The organism is Blautia sp. MB18-30 (assembly GCF_023669475.1).
In the GTDB taxonomy this organism is placed as follows: Bacteria; Bacillota; Clostridia; order Lachnospirales; family Lachnospiraceae; genus Blautia_A; species Blautia_A fusiformis.
In genome coordinates, this window is the sequence record NZ_JAMOYY010000003.1 from 1 (window position 1) to 20998 (window position 20998).

A 20998-nucleotide genomic window follows, 5' to 3' on the forward strand; every position below is an offset into this window, starting at 1 on the left:
CTATCTCTCGTTTTTACTGCTTTTGGTTTGTTTAAACCGTTCTTTAAATGTAAAGAAATTTTCGAGAATCGTATGTGTTTCACTGTTTAGTTATCAAGGTTTGTTGTGTCTGTCTCTCAGACAGCTCGTTTATTTTATCTCATCTCTTTTTGTTTGTCAAGCACTTTTTTAAGTTTTTTTCAAACATTTTTGAGTTAAGATCTTGTTGTCGTTTCGTTGACGACTTGGATACTTTATCATATCTTCTGTCTTTTGTCAACTGTGAATTTCATTTTTCTGAAATTCTTTTTAATTGTTTGTTTTTTGAAAACAATTATTTGCGACAGCTCAGTTATAATACCACTGGGAGTTATGCTTGTCAACCATAAATTTCAATTTTTTTAGATTTTCCTGGAAGTTTATTTTTATAGGACAATTTCTTTTCTGCTATCATTCATCTATTATGCTATTATCTTCCTGTTTATTATTTTATATGTGTTGTTTTTTAATAAGACTCTTCGCTGTATGGCGCTACGCCGGTCGCATTTTCAATGCGGGAATATGCAGGGGGAAGGCCATGTACACGGCGGTCATCTGAACCGTGCCATCATCAGCGCTACTGCCGAGATCCAGATCCAGGTGATCGACGGAGAGATCGGCCGTGAGTTCAGTCAGGAGATCGGTCTGAATCTGTTTAAATTCTGATTTTGCCAGAGGGATTCCGGACACAGTCTACTGCTTTACAGTTTAAAAATTTCATCACACATAAAAAGGGTGAAACTACACAGCATAATGCTGTCAGCTCACCCTTTTCTTTAGCTTCAACATTGCCCTCTCCCACAATATCTGCAATGCTGTCACTGCTGTCTCCAAACCCTTCCGCACTCTCTGTCACGGTTCCGGCTTCCGCCAGCGGCATTTCCTCCTGTGCATAGGCCGTCACGGTTCCCGCTGACAGAGATGTGACTGTCACGGACGCCGCAAGCAACCAGGCCATGATGGTACTCGTCTTTTTTCTCATACCTGTTCCTCCCTTTTCCTCTAATTCACTTTACAGTTTTCTGTAAAGCTGATATCACTGTGAATTTGCCTGATATTTTCTGTTCTGTCAACAAAGTGGATTTTAACAAAATCTGGTCAAACAGCTATTCGCAATTGAAGCAGAGGACTTCCCTGATTCACCGACATTTACATTGACAAATTCCCCTGTTATGATATACTTTGATGATAAAACTATTTTATACTAAAATTATTTAACGAAAGCAAATGAATGTGAGGATCTGATCATTATGAAGAATTTTAAAATCGGTGATAAACTTACGAGATTTCCCCTGATCCAGGGTGGAATGGGCGTTGGTATCAGCCTTGGCCGTCTGGCAGGCACCGTTGCAAAGGAAGGCGGGATCGGAATCATTTCCACCGCTCAGATCGGCTACCGGGAAAAGGATTTCGACCGGAATACCGAAGAAGCCAACCAGCGGGCTATCCTGTCCGAGATGAAAAAAGCACGCAGGATTTCTCCTGACGGTATCATCGGCTACAACATCATGGTTGCACTGAAGGAGTACGCATCTCATGTAAAAGCCGCTGTCCATGCCGGCGCTGACCTGATCATCTCCGGTGCAGGACTTCCTACAGAGCTCCCTGCTCTTGTCAGCGGAAGCAAAACAAAGATTGCCCCCATCGTCTCAACGGACAAATCTGCAAAGGTTATCCTGAAATACTGGGAAAGAAAGTACAAGCGCACTGCAGACCTTGTGGTGATCGAAGGTCCCCAGGCAGGCGGTCATCTGGGCTTCCACAAGGAAGAGCTGGATTCCTATACACCGGAAGCCTACGACAATGAGATCCGAAAGATCGTCCAGACTGTAAAAAGCTATGCCGCAAAATTCGGCACGGAAATCCCTGTAGTAGCTGCCGGCGGCATCGCCACGCACGAGGATGTAAAGCATGTCCTTGATCTTGGTGTGGACGGCGTTCAGGTCGCCACCCGTTTTATCCCAACGGAAGAATGTGACGCAGACATCCGGCTGAAAGAATCCCTGATCCACGCCGCAAAGGACGACATTGCCATTGTAAAAAGTCCGGTAGGTATGCCGGGACGTGCCATTATGAATCCCTTCATGCAGCACGTCATGGCCGGAGAAAAGATCCCGCACAGTCCCTGCCACCGCTGCCTTGCCAAATGTTCCCCCGGCGAGATCCCTTACTGCATTACAGACAAGCTGATCGCCGCCGTAAAGGGCGACGTGGAAAACGGCCTGCTGTTCTGCGGAGCAAAGGCCTATATGGCAGATAAGATCGAAACCGTGCACGATGTGATCGCTGATCTGTTTGACACAGAATCGGAGTGCATCCGGCTGTCATAAAGATAAACCTGCGCCGCTAGGCGCACCTAAACAAAAAGCCCCTGCTTTCATTGCTTTTCGCAGTGAAAACAGGGACTTTTAGTTTTTCTACCGGTTATCGATCTTTTCCGGGTACATGTCATGCTCTGTCAGACGTTTCCAGGCAATCTCCTCCCATCTGGTTCCGGCTTTTCCGTAATTGCAGTATGGATCAATGGAAATGCCGCCTCTCGGCGTAAATTTTCCCCAGACCTCAATGTATTTCGGATCCATGAGACGGATCAGATCCTTCATAATGATGTTCACGCAATCCTCATGAAAATCTCCGTGATTGCGGAAGCTGAAAAGATACAGCTTCAGAGATTTGCTCTCCACCATTTTTTCACCGGGTACGTAGGATATCGTGATCGTCGCGAAATCCGGCTGTCCGGTAATGGGACAAAGGCTTGTAAATTCCGGGCAGTTAAATTTTACAAAGTAATCGTTGTCCGGGTGCTTGTTCAAAAATGTTTCCAGTACCTCCGGAGCATAATTGTCCGGATATTTTACTTTCTGATTTCCGAGAAGGGTGATCCCTTCTTTTTCCAGGTTTTCTCTGCTCATATTTTTTTCCTTTCTATGGTCAAACGGATATTTATGATCCGATCTATCTGTCAAGTGCCGGATCCTTCACTCCATTGAGCCGGAATGCCTCTGCTCTGTCAATACAGGTTCCACACACACCACAGGGCTTTTCGCCGCCTTCGTAACAGCTCCAGGTCAGTTCATAAGGAACATTCAGCTCCAGGCCGGTTTTTACGACCTCTGCCTTTGTGTAGCTGACAAAAGGCGCCTCAACCTTCAGCTGGCCGCCGCTTCCCTGATAGATCGCCTCGTTGATCGCATTGTGAAACGCACTGCTGCAGTCCGGATATGCATTTCCGGCTGCATCATCCGCATGTGCTCCGTAATAGATCACACTGCAGTTTTTTGACAGCGCAATACTTGCTGCCGAGGAAAGAAATAATCCGTTCCGGAACGGCACATAGGTTGAAACCGGTGAGCCATCGGTTTCCTTCAGCTGCTCTGCATAGCTTTCGTGCGGGATCTCTCTGTCTGAATGCTTCAGCAGCGAGCAGTCACTGTACCGGAAGATCGGCTCCAGATCCAGATAAAGATGCTCCACTCCGTAATATTCTGCTGTTTTTCTGGCAGCCTCAATTTCTTTTGTGTGCTTCTGTCCGTAAGCTACTGTTAATGCAATTACATTCTCTTTTCCATATTTGTTTACGGCAAGCCCCAGGCAGGTGGTGGAATCCACACCGCCGCTTGCAAGTACAAGTGCTTTCATAGCGTTCTCCTTTTCTGCGGTATTTCTTGTTATATTGTGATATGTTTTCCTGTCATACTCCCCGTTTCTGCGGGTCCCAGATCACCTTATGAAGCTGGATCTGAAGCTTTACATCGTTGAGCTTTTTTTCCATAAGGAAATCCACGATCTCCACCGGCTGGATCCTGCCGAATACAGGGCTGAAATAAACTGCCGTTTTTCCGATCAGCCTGTATTTTTCCAGGATTTCCAGGGCTTTTTCCATATCTCTGCGGCTGCTGACCACGAATTTCAGCGTATCCTCACTGCCCAGAAGCTCCAGATTGGAAAGGAGCGTCTCTTTTTCCATGCCGCTGTCCGGTGTTTTGTAATCCATGGTAAAGGACGGACGTTTTTTTAATATATGATAAGGCTTCAGATCCACACTTCCATTGGTCTCAATCTCCACCCGCTGCGATGGATCCTCCAGGATTGCCTCGATCAGCTCCTCCATTCCTTTCCGTAAAAGTGGTTCCCCACCTGTAAGTGTCACATTTTTTACACCTGTCTCACGGATCCAGGAAAGAATCTCTTCTTTTGTCAGCCTTTCACTCTCACATCCCGGCTCATTTGCCCAGCTGGTATCACAATAGCTGCACTGAAGATTGCAGCCCTTAAACCGGACAAAAGCGGCAAGCTCTCCTGCCCGTCTGCCCTCTCCGTTGATGCTGACAAATTTCTCTACAACCTGATAGGTACTCATAGCCATACCGCCTCCGTTTCTTCTTCCGTTTCCCGGTAAGCTGCACAGTTATTTGGTGTTTCGTAAACAACAGCTCTTTTTACAGGATAGCCCTTTTCTTCCATTTTCCTGAAAAAATACTCTGAAAAATTCTCTGCTGTAGGGCGAAAGGGAACCTTCACCAGATGAAAGCCTTCCTCATCCAGTGCTTCCAGCGTTTTCGGACGTAATGTATTTTCTTCATAGATCAGCGTGTGATCCATGGAATCTGCCAGCTCCCGAAGATCCTTTTTCAGATCTCCGAAGTCTACCAGCATCCCTCGCCCCTGACCGTTTTTCTCCAGCTTCCGGCTTTCGATCTCAATCTCCACATGCCAGCGATGACCATGGATGTTGGAACATTTGCCGGTGTAACCGGACAGAAAGTGTGCCGAATCGAAATCTGCTTCTGTTTTTAACTGATACATAAATTTTTCCTCCTTCTGGATCTGTCACACCACCCGAATATTTCCATAAATAAAAAAACCGGGATTCCCGGCCTTGATCCAGTTAAAGTAAAAAAAGGGCAGACCCGCCACGAGTCTGCCCTGATTCTCACATCTTCTTCAGCCCTGGTTTTATTTATAGACAGGATGGTACAAACGAACTGTCTTATATTAATTTGTATGGTATTTCCGGAGATACTGCATCAAACGATAAATCGGACCAGATCATCCGCGTTCGCTGCTCACTCATGAGCGCAGTCGCTCCGCAACGATCTATGGGAACTTTCAGCTCCGGAATTACGGTAAATTTTCTGCAGAATTATCTTCTTCCGCAGCACTTCTTATATTTCTTACCGCTTCCGCACGGACACGGATCGTTGGGATAGATTTTTCTTGCAGATGCCGGCTGCATCGGCATTGCTGTCGGCACAAAGCTGTTCGGCATTGCAGTGTGCGGCTTGCCTGTGGCAAACGGCCATACTGCTCCTGAGATCTCATTCGGTGTGTAACCGCGGAATTCCAGCATTCTTGTGTTATTGTTTGCCTCCATGATCAGCTTTGTAAATTTCTCAAGCTGCTCATCGTTAAACTGGATCCCCTTCTGGTTCAGGTTTTCCATGATTGCTGACATTCTGCCATCCATGGAGCATTCTTTGTAAATAAAGAACAGTACCTGATCCTTCACTGCATCGGAAACCTTTATCTCATCCAGCAGGAATCTGCCCAGTCTCTGGTAAGAAGCAGATTTTGTTGGATACCCGTTTTCGGAATAATCCAGGATCTCATCTACAGACGGAATATAGAATTTCCGTCCACCCTGACGTCTCTCGATATCCTTGTAGATGTTATTGACCAGTGCGGATTTCAGGATCAGCTGATCCTCCGCAAGCTCACAGATACAGGCCTTCTCCGGAATGGTATGATACAGCTCGATGAATCTGTCATATCCGATGTCAAAGCCTTTTCTCTGCTTAAACATCTCATATACGGTCTTTGCCGGTGCAGATACATACAGATAGCTTACCATAATGAGGCAATCCTTCAGCCAGTTTACCTGGCTGCGAAGTGTCTGGAACTCCGGTGTATTGATCTGATTATAAACAGCTGCAACCTCTGCCGGAACTTCTGCGTAATCATCACTGTAGGAAACAAGGTAGCCCATATCGTTCAGCCATTCTAATGTATTCCACTCATCCTCTGCAACATGGAAGCATTTTCTCTGAATAGCCGCCTCAAAAGCCAGTACCTCCTGATCGTCTGCTACGAGGAAGCTTGCTTTCATAACCTCCGGTTTAAGAACCTCTGCGGCAACCTTTGCGGCGATCTCTTCCTGATTCATTCCCTTGCAGTGAAGTCCAAGCTCACCTGCAATGCTGAGAAGGTCTTCTTTACGATAGGACATGAGGAAATCTTTTACTGTAGGATTTCTTCTGCTGCCTGTGGCTGCCTCATCTGCTTTTGCAGCTCTGGCTGCTGCCTCTACTGCCGCTACTGTTGCAGCAATGTCTTCCGATGCTTTGGCTGTTTCCGCCTCAGTTTCAACTGCTGCAGTGCATCCCAGCTCTGGTGCCTCTGTCCAGTACGGATCATCCTCACCCTTTACTTCTTTTACAATAGAAGGAGCTTCTGCTGTTCCCTCGTCTTTCTTCTCAATATCAACTCTGTATTCCGGAACTTCCTTATCCGCACCATACTGACGGAAGGTAAACCATTTCTCGGAATCCATAAGCTCTGCAGTCTCTGTCTCGCCTGCATTTAATAATGTGAAATTATTCTTCGCTTCTCCGTCACCATTCTCACGGATCTGTACTTTTTTCTGAAAAAATTCAATCTCATATAGGCTGCCTGCCGGATACTGAACCAGTTTTTCAAGCATGGCTGCCATCTTTGCAAATGTAACGTCAGCCGCAACAGTACAACGTCTCCATACCGGCGGTTTCGTTCCTTTTCTTGTGATTTTTAACTGATAAAACATTCCTGTGTTCCTCTCCTGTAAATATATGCCGGATCAGGAGATACGAATAACTCCTGATCCGGCGTAAGCAACTTCCCCTATGTTATACAAAAATAGAGAAATTGTCAATATTTGAGAGGCTTCTACAACACAATATCATATTTCTCAACCTGGATCACAGCATTTCCGTCACTGTGAAACAGGATCTCATCTGCTTCCACTGGTGTTGGGATCACGGTAGTCGCAGTTTTGCTTCCATCATTGATAAAAAGCTCTATGGAGCTTCGATCCAGGATAAAACGCAGCTTCAGATTTTGTCTGTCATCTGTGATCTGGAGCTTTCTTGTACATACAACATCACGCTGCACCCCGCTCCAGGTTCTGTCGATTTCCAGTATCTGTCTTTTTCGATCATAGGTAAAGACCGTTGTATATTCTTCATTGCGTGCAAGCTCGATCCGGAACTCATTGTACCCATCCAATGCTTCCTGATTTGGATTTCCGGAGTTCCTGCTTCCATCCATGATGCCATCTGCGTTCTGCAGTTCCACAGTCAGATCGATCATTCGGCCACGGACGCCTTCAAGGCTTAAGCTCTCACCCACTTTTACATTCTCATAACAGCAACGGTTTTTCCGATAATTCTCAATTTCTCGGACCGGCTTCTGCCAGATCTTTCCGTCACGATATTCCAGCTCTCTCGGAAGAGTCATCATTCCCTGCCATCTCTGCTTTTCCTTGATCACACAGCTATCCCAGGATTTCATCCAGGCGATCATCACTCTTCTTCCATCTGGAAGAAGGGTTGTCTGCGGCGCATAAAAATCAAGTCCGTAGTCCAGACTTACCGGTGCGTCTTTTTCAAATGTATGTTTTTCGCTGTCATAATCTCCCGTAAAATATAGGGAATTATGTCCATTATGAAACTCATACCCTTTTGCCCGCATATGCTGCGGAGAACAGATCAGCACATGTTTATCCCCGAGCGGAAAGAAATCGGGGCATTCCCACATAACACCGATTTCTCCTGTGGAGTTCTCCGCAAGAATTGTTTCAAATTTCCATTCTTTCAGATCTTTACTGGAAAACAGAACTACCTGTCCAGGAATTTCTTCGCTGCGGCATCCTACGAGCATATGGTATGTTCCGTTATCTTCCCATACCTTCGGATCACGGAAATCAACTCTGCTGCATTTCTCCGGAAGCATATCCCCGGTGACTACCGGATTTTTCTCTGCCTTTACATAATCTTTTCCGTCACCCCAGGCAATGCACTGATTCTGCCGGACTTCTTCTTTTCCATCAGGCAGCTTTTCTGTTGTAACTCCTGTGTAGATCAAAGCCTGTTTTCCATCCGCTTCAATAGCACTTCCGGAAAAGCATCCCTCTCGATCATATTCCTGATCCGGTGCAAGCGCTGCAGGAAGCTGCTCCCATCTGATCATATCCTCCGTCACACTGTGACCCCAGTGCATAGGGCCCCAGTCACGGCTGTAAGGATGATACTGGTAAAAAAGATGTACCTTTCCTTTAAAAACAGAAAATCCATTGGGATCATTGATCCAGCCAACCGGTGCAGATACATGAAAGGCCGGTTTCTCTTCCTGCGGGATATTTTTTGCTTCCTCTATTTCATAAAGACGTGCTTTTTCAAGTTTTTCACTCATACTCTGCTCTCTCTTTCTTTTTTATGTTTCTGACCGGTATCTTTTTCTGTTTTTATTTCTCTGTCTCACTAAGAGACTTCTGATACTGGTCAAAATATTTCTGTTTGATTGCCAGATAATCAGACAGTCCATACTGCTCCATCTTTTTCAGATAGGAATCCCATTCTTTATCGATGCCGCCATTCAGGATCCAGTCTGCTTTTTTCTGTTCCGCATACTTCTTGATATCTGTGTCGTACTGAGATACCTTATTGGTATCATCAATACTCATAAATACATTCGGATACACATATTTACTGTTCATATCCTTAAGATATGTTTCATGCATATTGTCGAGACGCCATTTTGCATCTGCCGGCTCTGTTACATATACATCGTAATACTCGTTAAGTATTGCCAACGGTCCGTTTACAGACTGTGCTTCACGAACCTCTACCGGAGATGCATCTCCCAGATCCATATGTTTCAGCATCTGACCACCTTCTGCATTCTCGGACATCTCAAAGATATTAAATGAATCTTTTTCCCCGTAAGTACCCCAGTTATTCTGCGGAGACTGGATCGGTGCATACATCTGATCGATCCATGCTGCTGCCAGTGCCGTATTTCGACAGCTTGTAGTCAGAACGCAGCGTCCTCTGTCAAAGCCGCTGGTTTCACTGTTATTCTGTCTTGTGATATTTACAAGACCATCCGGACCGGCCAGCGCCGGGAGCATTACATAATCTTCATTGTTATCAATATTTGCAATATCCCAGGTGAAACACAGACCATATCTGTGGTTCTTACCTTTTGCAACATAAGTTGACCATTCCTGGGTAAAAGCCTCCGGATCCACCAGCTTTTCTTCTACCAGCTGATGAAGCCACTGAATACCTTCTTTATAGCCTTCCTGTACAGTTGTATAAATAACGGTTCCATCATCTTTTACTGCAAAATGATCACCGGTGTCACCATATCCTTCTCCGAATCCGTTGATGAGAATTGCAGGATCCTGATCACCATTATTGATGATAAAGGACATCGGGATCACACCGCCCTCAATATCAAATTCTTGTTCCAGTTTATCTGCATTGTCGCGGAAAGCGATCAGAACCTGTTCCAGTTCCTCAGTTGTAGTCGGAACGTCCAGCTTCAGATAATCCAGCCATTTTTTATTAATGTAGGGAATATCTCCAATTGCCTGAATGGCTTCTTTCCCCGCACCAAGCTGCTCGATCCATGGGAAAGAATAAATATGTCCGTCCGGTGCTGTACACATTGTTCTGTATTCCGGGTATTTTTCAAATACAGCCTTAAGATTCGGCATGTATTTATCAATGAGATTTTCTACCGGAATAATGATTCCCTGTTTGGCATAACGAAGAAGATCATAATCACTCATCCCTGCGTTAAAAAGTCCATCCGGAAGATTTCCGAACTGTGCCAGCGCCAGATTTTTTTTGTCATTAAACTGATCCGATACAAAACAGGTCCAGTCAATGTGGACATTGGTCTGCTTTTCCAGTCTTTTAAAAATCGTTCTTTCATTAGGTTCCTGTGTAGATGTTGCAGGTGCACTGGTAATAAAAGACAGCTCTGCTTTTTCTTTCAGAGGAAAGGACACATCTTCCACCGGGATATCCGGATCTGTTTCTGCTTTCATGTGTTCTTTTCCGTTTCCACATCCGGCACTGCATACCATTATAATTGCAGAAAGCCCGATTGCCAATAATGCCTTCATTCTTTTTTTCATCATTATCAACCTCCTGTCATCAGCCTTTTACAGAACCAACCATAATGCCCTGGTCAAAATATTTCTGGAAGAATGGATACATGATCAGAAGCGGTAAACTTGATACAATGATCGTAGCATATTTCAGAAGTTCCGCTACCTTTGCCATCTGTGCAGTACTCTGGATATCTGCGATCATTCCGGGCTGCGGTGTATTCTGTACAAGGATGGAACGAAGTACCAGCTGCAATGGCTGCAGTTTCGCATCATTCAAATAAATCATAGCGTCAAAATAACTGTTCCACATTCCTACAAAGGACCACAGCGCAAGCACTGCGATGATCGGTTTGCATACCGGCATCATAATCTTGAAAAAATGCTCGATTTCCGTGGCACCGTCAATGGCAGATGCCTCTCTGAGTTCCTTGGGGATAGACTGATAATAGGTTCTGGCAAGGATCATGTTCCAGACATTAAACGCACCCGGAAGCAGGATTGCCCAGATTGTATTTACCAGATGCAGCTGATTGATCAGGATAAAAGTCGGGATCATTCCTCCACCGAAAAACATGGTAATGAGAAAAATAACATTGAAGAAATTTCTTCCCACAAATTCTTTCTTGGACATTGGATATGCTGCCAGCAGAGTTACCAGAACTGAAATAATGGTAAACACCAGGGAATAAAAAAATGAGTTTGCAAAGCCTCTCCAGATCATATTATTTTCAAGAACTCTGCGGTACGCATCGATCGTCCACTTCCGCACATCAAAGCTGATCCCCTGGCTGTTCAGCACATTCGGATCCATAAAGGATGCGATCACAACATATAAAAGCGGAACCAGAATGGAAAGTACAAATGCACCCAGAAGTACGTATCCGATTCCTAAAATGGCTTTGTCAGATGCCGAATATTTCTTTTTCTTTGCTTTTGCCATAACAGCACCTCCTATAATCCCTCTCCGTCATTCAGTTTCTTGACTACCCAGTTTACAAAGATCAAAAGAATTACATTGATCACTGAATTAAACAGCCCCACTGCTGTAGAATATCCATAGTCTCCATTCAGAAGACCGATTCTGTATACATAAGTAGAAAGAATCTCAGATGCAGGAAGGTTCATATCTGTCTGCAGTGCATATGCTTTTTCAAAACCAATGCTCATAATATTTCCGGCCTGAAGGATAAACTGGATCACAATGATGTTTTTAATAGCCGGAAGCTGTACATACCAGATCTGCTGCAGGATATTTGCACCATCCACCACTGCTGCCTCTTCCAGATCCTTACTTGCATTGGCAAGTGCTGCAGTATACATAATGGATGCCCATCCGGCTGTCTGCCAGATTCCGCTGGCTATGTAAATGGTACGAAATGCTGCCGGCATAGTCATCCAGTTGGCATCGGAACCGATCAGTTTATTCAGCGGACCTACCGGTGAAAGAAACATACGAACCATACCGCAGAGTACGATAACGGAAATAAAATTCGGCGCATAGATCAGAAGCTGAATTTTTTTCCTGATCCCGGCTCTCCGGATCTGATTCAGAAGAAGTGCCAGGATGATCGGAATCGGAAATCCCCACAGTAGTCCGTAAATACTCAGTTTCAGAGTGTTCACAAGATAATTCATAAAATCCGGTGATGCCAGAAATCTCCGGAAGTATTCCAGTCCTACCCATTTGCTTCCAAATATACCATCAATGACATTGTAGTCCTCAAAAGCGATCAGTACGCCACCCATGGGCACGTATTTGAAGATGATCGTCAGAAGAAGTGCAGGCAGCAGAAAAAACACATACAGCTGCCAGTTCTTTTTCACATACTGAAGCTTTTCTGCAGCAGTTCTTTTTCCTGCCGGAACAGCTTTCGCAGAACCTTTTTTCATTCTCTTTTCCTCCCTTTTTTGTTCTTTCGTTCTTGTTTAGTAACCGGTAAAGTAACCGGTTACTTTATAATTTGATACTACTATATGACATAGCTTCTGTCAACCTTTTTTGTTAATTTATTCAAGAAAAGTTACCGGTAACTTAACTGGTTATTTTTTTATTGCTATTTAACGTCTGTATTGTTATACTTAATTACATCAATCCAATTATCTTGTACGGTCTGCAGATTTCTCTTATATGATCACATCTGCATTCCGTATCATAACTTTCTGCTGTTAAAAGGAGACTATTTTTTTATGGCTAAAAAACAGGTAACATTTGCCGATATTGCAGAATACACTGGTTTTTCCAAGACTACGATCTCCAGATATTTCAATCATCCGGATTCTCTAACCCTGGAAAATCAGGAAAAGATCGCAAAAGCCCTTGATGAGCTCGGCTACAGAAAAAACAAGCTTGCCAGGGTCCTTGCCAATGGAAAAAGCGAATTTGTAGGGATCATTGTCCCGAACCTTTATCTTCATTATTATTCCGAAATGCTGACACAACTTCTTCGAAGTTACTCCGATTATCATTACAAATTTCTGGTTTTTGTCAGTGATGGCGGCCCGGAGAAAGAAATGCAGTATCTGGACGAGCTGATGGCTTATAAGATTGAAGGACTTATTGTTCTCAGCCATACTCTTTCCTCTGAAAAACTGGCTTCCTATAATATTCCTGTGATCGCCATTGAACGTGAAGCAGAACATATATGCAGCGTTACAACAGACAATTACATGGGCAGCATGCAGGCTACTTCTCTGCTGATACGTAATCAGTGTGATGTACTGATCCACATCAATGTCCATGTACCTGAGAATATTCCGGCTTACGACCGTATCCGTGCCTTTGAGGAAACATGCCGGGAATATCATGTTCCTTATGAACTGAACCTTAATGTTTCCGGTGATTCCTATCAGGAGCTTTTTGAACAGATGCGTGTGATCTTTCAGGATATTGACAGTAAATATTCCGGTCAGAAAAAAGGCATATTTTTATCCAATGATACTTACGCAAATATATTTCTCAATCTGATCTTCCAGAAATACAACTGTCTGCCGGATGAATATCAGATCATCGGATTCGATAATTCACCCATTGCTGCGGAGTCCATCATCCCGATCACTACTATTGGACAGCAGATTGATGTGATCGCACAGACTACCATGGAACTACTTGTGGAACAGATGAACGAAATGAAGAAAAGAAAACCGGCACCGCTTCAAAAACCGATCCACAAAAAGATCACTCCGGTTCTGATACGACGACAGACAACCGGAGACTGAAAATACTTACAACATTTTTCCATATTCCATAACAACCCGTATATTCATGTACCGGAGACTTCATGCTATAATTCTGTGGAAAAATGTCAGATAACCATTACCGCCGGGAAATATTTGACAGTTTTCCCGACATCTATAAATATCTATTCAGGGAGGAAATCATGAAAAAAGATCAGGAAATTTTTCAGGAACGTTTAAACCATCATCACGACGAGCTTCGATGGCTGTACACAGAGCTTTATCACAATGACGATATGTTTGCAGAGCTCTGCGACCAGATGTACCAGTATTTTACAGCACGCCGCCGCGCGCTCAAAAACCGCGACCTGGAAAGAGAAAAAAATCCGGACTGGTTCCGCCAGAAGGATATGCTTGGCATGATGCTCTATATTGACAATTTTGCCGGCAACATCAAGGGAGTTTCTGCCAAGCTTCCATATCTTAAGGAATGCAACGTGAACTGCCTGCATCTGATGCCGTTTCTGGACACTCCGAAGGGCCGTTCCGACGGTGGTTACGCAGTAGCCGACTTCCGCAAAGTCCGCCCGGACCTTGGTACTATGAAGGACCTGGCTGCCCTTGCAGATAAATGCCACAAAAACGGAATGAACCTGTGTATGGATTTTGTTATGAACCACACTTCCGAGGATCATGAGTGGGCCAAAAAAGCACGCCAGGGTGACGGCGAATATATGAGCCGTTACTTCTTCTACAACAACCGTGAGATCCCGGACGAGTACGAAAAGACCGTACCACAGGTATTCCCAACCACTGCTCCGGGGAACTTTACCTGGCTTCCGGATATCGGTCACTATGTCATGACTACCTTTTATCCGTACCAGTGGGATCTGAACTACGGCAATCCCCGTGTTTTCAATGAGATGATGTACAACTTCCTCTTCCTTGCAAACCAAGGAATGGACGTGATCCGTATCGATGCGGTTCCGTATATCTGGAAGGAACTGGGAACTCCCTGCCGTAACCTGAAGCAGGTGCATACGATCGTTCGTATGATGCGTATGATCGCCGAGATTGTCTGCCCAAGTGTCGTACTTCTGGGTGAGGTCGTTATGGAGCCGGAGAAGGTTGTTCCCTATTTCGGAACCGTAGAGAAGCCGGAATGCCATATGCTTTACAATGTAACAACCATGGCTACAACCTGGAACAGCATTGCCACTCGTGATATCCGCCTTCTGAAAAAACAGATGGATATTGTAAACAGTCTTCCGAAGCAGTACACCTTCCTGAATTATCTCCGCTGCCATGACGATATCGGCTGGGGACTTGATTTCGCCACCCTGAAGGAATGGGGCATGGATGAGCCATCCCATAAGCGTTACCTGAATGATTTCTTTACAGGAAAGCATCCGGGAAGCGACAGCCGCGGAGAGCTCTATAATGATGACCCGGTAACTCAGGATGCCCGCTTCTGCGGAACTACTGCTTCCATGTGCGGGATCGAGGCTGCTCTTTTTGAAAAAGATGACGAGAAGCTGAAAAGGGGTATCCGCGAGGATCTGATGCTTCACGCATATATGCTTACCCAGTCCGGAATCCCGATGCTTTACAGCTCCGATGAAATCGGACGTCTCAATGATTATTCCTATAAAGAGGATCCGGATAAGGCTGCAGATTCCCGCTATATCCACCGTGGTGCTTTCCAGTGGGAGCTTGCCGAAAAAAGAAACTCCAAATCCTCCGTTGAGGGACAGATCTTCCAGACTCTTAGCCGCATGGAGCAGATCCGCAGCCAGGAATCTGTTTTTGATAAGGACTGTGACGTGTATACATACGATGTTCATGATGACAGCATCCTCTGCATCCTCCGCCAGAAAGGAAACGAACGTTTCATCGGAATCTTCAATTTCAGTGACAGCGAAAAAACTGCCTGGATGCAGGAGGAAGGAACCTTCCGTGATCTGATCACTGACCAGACACTGGAGCTTAAGGACGTGGAGCTTCCGGCTTATGGATTTATGTGGTGTAAGAGGATATAATGATCCTGTGGCAGTTTCCAGGATCATGAGATCACTGACTTACCTTTAATTTGTTATTCATGTAAATAAAAAAGGCGTGGCCTTACGGATCGATATATTTCTTTCATTAACAACTCAGTAAATGAACGAGCATATCAATCCGGATCCACGTCTTTTTATTATGTTATATCTTTATTTTTTATAAGCTGTTCTGACATCCAGAAATTACTTGCAGAGCTCCTCTGCCATTGCATCAATCTCTGCCACATTCTCATCGCTGAGAGAAGACATGATCTTTACATTGTTCTCAAGCCATGTGATATTTTTGCTCTTCTCGAACATTCCTTTCATGACTTTGGCTGCAGTCGGTGCCCAGCTTCCGTTCTCAATAAGGCCGATGGTGCGGTTCTGATAATTACGCTCTGTCAGGTTCTCGATGAATGTACGCATAAACGGGAATGCTTCTCCATTGTATGTAATGCTGGCCAGTACCAGCTTGCCGTAGCGGAAAGCGTCCTCCACTGCCTCTGCCATGTCTTCTCTTGCAAGATCGCAGACAACAACCTTCGGGCAGCCTTTTTCCTCCAGCTTCTGTGCAAGAAGCTCTGCTGCTTTCTTTGTATGTCCGTATACAGATGTGTAGGCGATCATTACGCCTTCGCTCTCTACTTTATAAGAAGACCAGATATCATATTTCTCCAGATAATGTCCAAGATTTTCGGTAAGAATCGGTCCGTGGAGCGGGCAGATGGTCTGGATATCAAGAGTTGCTGCTGCCTTGAGAAGCTTCTGTACCTGCGGACCGTATTTTCCGACGATTCCGATATAGTAGCGACGTGCTTCGCAGTCCCAGTCCTCTTCTACATCAAGAGCTCCGAATTTGCCAAAGCCGTCTGCGGAAAACAGAACTTTGTCTGTGCTGTCATATGTAACCATAACCTCCGGCCAGTGAACCATCGGTGCAAATACAAAGGTAAGGACGTGTTTTCCAAGTGTCAGGGTGTCACCGTTGGCTACAATATGTTTCTTTCCTTCCAGATCCATTCCACGGAAGAAATTCTCCATCATGGTAAAGGTCTTTGTGTTGGCAACAACAGTTGTATCCGGGTATGCTTTCATGAAATTCTCAATATTTGCTGCATGGTCCGGCTCCATATGCTGGACTACAAGATAATCCGGTTTCGCACCATCCAGAACCTCTGCAACTTTTCCCAGCCACTCTTCTGTGAAGCCGGCATCTACAGTGTCCATAACTGCGATCTTCTCATCTTTGATCACATAGGAGTTGTAGGACATTCCGTTTGGCACTACATACTGTCCCTCAAACAGGTCTACCTGATGATCGTTTACTCCTACATAATAAATATCATTTCCGATTTTCATTGTATTGAGTTCCTCCTTAGTCTGCTGTATTTTATATTTCCAATATTTCTGAAAATACTTTCTTATTGCTCTCATTTATTATATCATTGTTCGTACTGAAATCAATGTAGAATCTATAAATAAAAACAAACCTCTGCGCCTGGTAAAAGAGCTATTTTCCCCTCTTTACAAACCTATTCCAACATAGTATTGTATACCTTGGATGAAGGAATTTTTTATAATTTTTATGAGGTAAACTATGTGTGAAAATGAAAAAAAGAAAACGTCTTCCATTGAGATGACCTCCGGCTCTCTCTGGAAAAATATCCTCCTCTTTAGCCTTCCCCTGATGGGGTCCCAGGTGTTGGAGGTTCTTTTTAATTTAAGTGATGTTGCGGTTGTGGGGCGATTTGCAGATTACATGGCACTTGGAGCTGTGGGTTCCACAACTCTGCTGGTCACTTTATTTACCGGAATCCTGATCGGCATGGGCGCCGGAGTCAATGTTCGTGTAGCACACGAGCTTGGTGCCGAAAACAGAAAAGGTACCGAAGAAACGATTCATACATCTCTTCTTCTCTGTGCCATCGCAGGACTTCTGGTCTGTGTCGTCTGTCTTCTGTTTTCCGGACAGATGCTGTCCATGATGAATACGAAACCGGAGCTGATGGACCAGGCTGTTTTATATATGAAGATTTATGCTCTGGGTATGCCGGCCATGGCTGTATACAATTTCGGTAACGGCGTATTAAGTGCCCGCGGCGATACGAAGCGACCGCTGATCTATCTTTCCATTGCCGGAGTGATCAACGTTCTTCTGAACCTGTTTTTCGTTATCGTCTGTCATATGGCCGCCGCAGGTGTGGCAACTGCCAGCGCGATCGCACTGTATATCTCCGCAGCGCTGGTAATGATCCACCTCCTTCGGAGAAAAGACGAATGCAGGGTATCCCTGCGTAAGCTCCGTCTTCACCCGAAGGCCTGTAAAGCAGTACTGCTTCTTGGTATTCCCACAGGTCTGCAGAACGGAATTTTTGCCATTGCAAATCTGTTCGTACAGACCGGTGTCAACTCCTTCGATGCAGTCACGGTTTCCGGAAATGCCGCTGCCGCAAATGCAGACTCTCTGATCTACAACGTCATGTTTGCTTTCTATACTGCATGCGCAAGCTTCATCGGTCAGAACTGGGGTGCCGGAAATAAAAAACGTATGCTGAAGACTTATGGGATCAGCCTTACCTATGCCTTCATCGCAGGTGCGATCCTTGGTGGACTGCTTCTTGTTTTCGGTCCGCAGTTTCTGTCACTGTTTGCCACAGAACCGGCAGTCATCGATGCCGGCATGGAGAGAATCCGGATCATGGGCTTCAGCTATGCCTTCAGCTGTTTTATGGATTGCAGTATCGCCGCTTCCCGTGGCATCGGAAAAAGTATCCCACCAACCATCATCATCATTCTGGGATCCTGTGTATTCCGTGTCATCTGGTTCTATACGGTGTTCGCACACTTCCAAACCATTTCCTCACTTTATCTCCTGTATATTTTCTCATGGGGAATTACAGGCTTTGCGGAGGTTCTGTTCTTTGCTGTAAGCTTCCGGAAAATTCGGACCTGATACTTCAAATATATAGCGCCAGACGAAGCATTGATCTGGCGCTTTTTATATCTTTCTCGCGTTTTATGTACATTTGTCTTTACAAGGCGGACATAATTGTATATAATTATCCTGTTGTGCTTTTACGCAATGCAGTAATACCGGCTTAGAACGATCCGCCCTTTACACTGGATCGTTGCTTTGCGGCTCAGCATTTTTTAGCACACTCACACAATAGGAAAGAGGAAACTAGTTATGAAAAAACTGATTCAAAAATGGAACAGCATCAACCTGATCAAGCGCATCATCTGTGGTCTGATCGTTGGTATCATTCTCGGACTTGCGATCCCTCAGGCATCTGTGATCTCCATTCTCGGTGATCTGTTCGTCGGTGCTCTTCGTGGAATTGCTCCGCTTCTGGTGTTCTTCCTGGTAATGAGCTCTCTGTGCCACATGGGAAAAGGCCAGAAAACAAACATGAAATTCGTTGTTGTACTTTATCTTCTGGGAAATATACTCTCAGCACTGGCAGCTGTGATCTCCAGCCGCCTGTTCCCGATCATGCTGACTTTTTCCGAAAGTACAAATACTTCCGACGTCACTCCGCCAAGCGGTGTTGCAGAGGTCCTCAAAAACCTTCTGATGAACATTGTTTCCAACCCGGTTGACGCACTTGTCAACGCCAACTATATCGGTATCCTTGCATGGGCCATCATCTTCGGTATCGCACTGAAGGCCGCAAGTGAAACTACCAAGACTGTCATCGAAAACATTTCCGATGCAACCTCCACAGCCGTAAAATGGATCATCAGCCTTGCTCCATTTGGTATCATGGGCCTGATCTTCACAACCATCTCCGAGCAGGGACTTAGTGTACTGTTAAGCTATGGCCGTCTGATCTGTGTACTGGTGGGAACCATGCTCTTTGTCGCACTGGTGATCAACCCGATCATTACTTTCATCTGCACACGCCAGAATCCATATCCGCTGGTTCTGCGCTGCCTGAAGGACAGTGGTATCACAGCATTCTTCACAAGAAGCTCTGCCGCCAACATTCCGGTAAACATGGAGCTGTGCAAGGATCTCGGACTTGATGAGGATACCTACTCCATCTCCATCCCTCTTGGTGCGACCATCAACATGGGTGGTGCAGCGATCACCATTTCCATCATGGCTCTGGCAGCTGCACATACACTCGGTATCAGCGTAGACTTCCCGACCGCTCTGATCCTCTGCATCCTGGCTGCTGCAAGTGCGGCTGGTGCTTCCGGAGTTGCCGGCGGTTCTCTTCTTCTGATCCCGATGGCCTGCAGCCTTTTCGGAATCCCCAATGATGTTGCCATGCAGGTAGTTGGTGTCGGTTTCATCGTAGGCGTGATCCAGGATTCCTGTGAGACAGCACTGAACTCTTCCACAGACGTACTTTACACAGCATGTGCCTGCAGGATCAGAAAGAATAAATGATCACACTTATAAACCGTCAGTCGGATATTCCTGATCCGCATTTGAGTCAGGCAGATATTTGTAATTGAAACAGGGGACTCCCTTGATTCGGTTAAAAAGAGCAGATCTTCCGTATTTGGAAAATCTGCTCCTTTTTTGGCTTAGAGCGTGTTTGAAAAAGGCTTTCTGCAAGATGTGCGTCACAATTTGTGGGAGATTTTGTCCGGATGAGGGCGCCGTAGCGGGCTACGGCAACTGAATTCGGGTAAAATATACCGCAAAGTGGGGCGTGCAGATTACGGGAATGATTTTTCAAACACGCTCTAACCTTCAGTTCCTGCAATATCTGCCCCATATAAAATTATCCGTAATCGGTAAATGAAACATCCTCTACATTCGAAAAAGCTTCCAGTTCTCTCCCATCTGCACAGCCAGATATACAAGCTCAAAGATCACAGCTACAGATCCAAGCTTAAAAAGCAGGGAATCCACAAAGCCTCCTGCCTTACAGAAATCCAGCGCAATGCCTCCCGGCAGCGGATATAGGATCCGTACCCGTTTCCGGTTAAAGCAGTCCAGCACCAGATGTGATGCGAATCCAACCACAAAATAAAGGACCAGCTTCACGGACACCATGGATATGGCTGCACTTAAAATGGCCATAGCCATGATCGAATGCATAAATGACCGGTGCGGCTGATTTTTTCCAAAGGCGCAGACTGCAATAAAAATAATAACTCCCATGGCAACCGGCGCCATAGACTGGTTATTGCGGATCTTTTCCCAGATGGAAAAATTATAAAAATAATTCAATGCGATCTCTGCTGCCACAAGCAGTACCGCGATCAGTGTGATCCGGTCCGCATCCTTATGGGATTTGGAGGTTCCTACATCAATGTCGCTGATCAATGCTCCAAGCATTCCTGTTCCTGCCGCAAGTACCAGACCGGAAAACGTAGAGGGCTGTGTAACTGCCAGCACTGTTCCGAGTCCGACTGCCGCGTGTGTTTTTCCTGTCATAATTCTCCCCTTATTGTAAAAAATCTTCCGTTATTCAGGATTATCCACTGCTACAGATCAGACACTCTCTTCTGATCTTCTGCATATATAAATGTATCACTTTATCATTTACCGCAGATCTGAAAATACAATAAGGCAGCTGTCAGCCTTACCTTTTACTGACAGCTGCCTCCACGAAACAGCATTATATCACATAAAAAATCACAATTCTAT

Annotated in this window: 16 protein-coding genes and 4 pseudogenes; 7 read left to right on the forward strand and 13 right to left on the reverse strand. The window is 45.2% G+C overall.

Annotated elements, in window-relative coordinates:
* Nucleotides 1-522: 522 nt before the first annotated feature.
* Nucleotides 523-684: pseudogene (locus tag NCY57_RS01770) on the forward strand (PPC domain-containing DNA-binding protein); the annotation flags it as partial.
* Here the strand turns inward: NCY57_RS01770 and NCY57_RS01775 are convergent.
* Nucleotides 674-1000: a hypothetical protein gene (locus tag NCY57_RS01775; protein WP_250789423.1), complete on the reverse strand. Its 327-nt coding sequence runs from the start codon at nt 998-1000 to the stop codon at nt 674-676. The pseudogene NCY57_RS01770 and the gene NCY57_RS01775 sit on opposite strands and share 11 nt — an antisense overlap.
* Nucleotides 1001-1268: 268 nt before the next feature.
* Here NCY57_RS01775 and NCY57_RS01780 point away from each other — a divergent pair, with 268 nt between their 5' ends.
* Nucleotides 1269-2348 carry an NAD(P)H-dependent flavin oxidoreductase gene (locus tag NCY57_RS01780; RefSeq protein WP_118170140.1) on the forward strand — a complete coding sequence of 360 codons (1080 nt, stop codon included), beginning with the start codon at nt 1269-1271 and terminating at the stop codon, nt 2346-2348.
* An 87-nt stretch (nt 2349-2435) separates the two neighbouring features.
* On the opposite strand, the gene queF is transcribed toward NCY57_RS01780, so the two are convergent.
* The 9 genes from queF to NCY57_RS01825 all read right to left on the reverse strand — a co-directional run bounded on the left by queF (nt 2436) and on the right by NCY57_RS01825 (nt 12064).
* The gene (gene queF, locus NCY57_RS01785; RefSeq protein WP_015526640.1) at nt 2436-2930 is read right to left on the reverse strand and encodes a preQ(1) synthase; all 495 of its coding nucleotides are present in this window, start codon (nt 2928-2930) and stop codon (nt 2436-2438) included.
* A gap of 43 nt (nt 2931-2973) precedes the next feature.
* Complete coding sequence (queC, locus tag NCY57_RS01790) at nt 2974-3690, reverse strand: 7-cyano-7-deazaguanine synthase QueC (protein WP_278278422.1); 717 nt, start codon at nt 3688-3690, stop codon at nt 2974-2976.
* A 19-nt stretch (nt 3691-3709) separates the two neighbouring features.
* Nucleotides 3710-4378 (reverse strand): putative 7-carboxy-7-deazaguanine synthase QueE, encoded by a 669-nt coding sequence (queE, locus tag NCY57_RS01795; RefSeq protein ID WP_250789424.1) that lies wholly within the window; start codon nt 4376-4378, stop codon nt 3710-3712.
* Nucleotides 4375-4824, reverse strand: a complete 450-nt coding sequence (gene queD, locus NCY57_RS01800; RefSeq protein WP_021976186.1) for a 6-carboxytetrahydropterin synthase QueD — start codon at nt 4822-4824, stop codon at nt 4375-4377. The genes queE and queD overlap by 4 nt, the downstream gene beginning before the upstream one ends.
* Nucleotides 4825-5161: 337 nt before the next feature.
* Nucleotides 5162-6817 carry a YecA family protein gene (locus NCY57_RS01805; RefSeq protein WP_250789425.1) on the reverse strand — a complete coding sequence of 552 codons (1656 nt, stop codon included), beginning with the start codon at nt 6815-6817 and terminating at the stop codon, nt 5162-5164.
* Between the two features lie 122 nt (nt 6818-6939).
* Nucleotides 6940-8463: a glycoside hydrolase family 32 protein gene (locus NCY57_RS01810; protein WP_195635309.1), complete on the reverse strand. Its 1524-nt coding sequence runs from the start codon at nt 8461-8463 to the stop codon at nt 6940-6942.
* A 52-nt stretch (nt 8464-8515) separates the two neighbouring features.
* On the reverse strand, nt 8516-10147 hold the full coding sequence (locus tag NCY57_RS01815) for an ABC transporter substrate-binding protein (protein WP_442863817.1): 1632 nt from the start codon (nt 10145-10147) through the stop codon (nt 8516-8518).
* Between the two features lie 70 nt (nt 10148-10217).
* Entirely contained in the window at nt 10218-11114 is an 897-nt protein-coding gene (locus NCY57_RS01820; RefSeq protein WP_015526648.1) for a carbohydrate ABC transporter permease, read from the reverse strand.
* 11 nt (nt 11115-11125) lie between these two features.
* Complete coding sequence (locus NCY57_RS01825; RefSeq protein WP_173776073.1) at nt 11126-12064, reverse strand: ABC transporter permease; 939 nt, start codon at nt 12062-12064, stop codon at nt 11126-11128.
* A gap of 297 nt (nt 12065-12361) precedes the next feature.
* Here NCY57_RS01825 and NCY57_RS01830 point away from each other — a divergent pair, with 297 nt between their 5' ends.
* Nucleotides 12362-13390, forward strand: coding sequence for a LacI family DNA-binding transcriptional regulator (locus NCY57_RS01830; protein WP_015526650.1), 1029 nt, complete (start codon nt 12362-12364; stop codon nt 13388-13390).
* A 161-nt stretch (nt 13391-13551) separates the two neighbouring features.
* The gene (locus NCY57_RS01835; protein WP_250789426.1) at nt 13552-15387 is read left to right on the forward strand and encodes an amylosucrase; all 1836 of its coding nucleotides are present in this window, start codon (nt 13552-13554) and stop codon (nt 15385-15387) included.
* A 207-nt stretch (nt 15388-15594) separates the two neighbouring features.
* Here the strand turns inward: NCY57_RS01835 and NCY57_RS01840 are convergent.
* A pseudogene (locus NCY57_RS01840) lies at nt 15595-16749 on the reverse strand (FprA family A-type flavoprotein); the annotation flags it as partial.
* Nucleotides 16750-16987: 238 nt separating this feature from the next.
* Here NCY57_RS01840 and NCY57_RS01845 point away from each other — a divergent pair.
* Both NCY57_RS01845 and sstT read left to right on the forward strand, forming a co-directional pair.
* Nucleotides 16988-18343 (forward strand): MATE family efflux transporter, encoded by a 1356-nt coding sequence (locus NCY57_RS01845; protein ID WP_021652900.1) that lies wholly within the window; start codon nt 16988-16990, stop codon nt 18341-18343.
* Between the two features lie 234 nt (nt 18344-18577).
* The gene (gene sstT, locus NCY57_RS01850) at nt 18578-19786 is read left to right on the forward strand and encodes a serine/threonine transporter SstT (RefSeq protein ID WP_173723002.1); all 1209 of its coding nucleotides are present in this window, start codon (nt 18578-18580) and stop codon (nt 19784-19786) included.
* Between the two features lie 91 nt (nt 19787-19877).
* Here the strand turns inward: sstT and NCY57_RS17000 are convergent.
* Nucleotides 19878-20021, reverse strand: a pseudogene (locus tag NCY57_RS17000) (DUF6783 domain-containing protein); the annotation flags it as partial.
* Here NCY57_RS17000 and NCY57_RS17005 point away from each other — a divergent pair.
* A pseudogene (locus tag NCY57_RS17005) lies at nt 19959-20147 on the forward strand (DUF6783 domain-containing protein). The pseudogenes NCY57_RS17000 and NCY57_RS17005 sit on opposite strands and share 63 nt — an antisense overlap.
* A gap of 8 nt (nt 20148-20155) precedes the next feature.
* On the opposite strand, the gene NCY57_RS01855 reads toward NCY57_RS17005, so the two are convergent.
* Nucleotides 20156-20785: a metal-dependent hydrolase gene (locus NCY57_RS01855; RefSeq protein ID WP_250789427.1), complete on the reverse strand. Its 630-nt coding sequence runs from the start codon at nt 20783-20785 to the stop codon at nt 20156-20158.
* Nucleotides 20786-20998 lie beyond the last annotated feature (213 nt).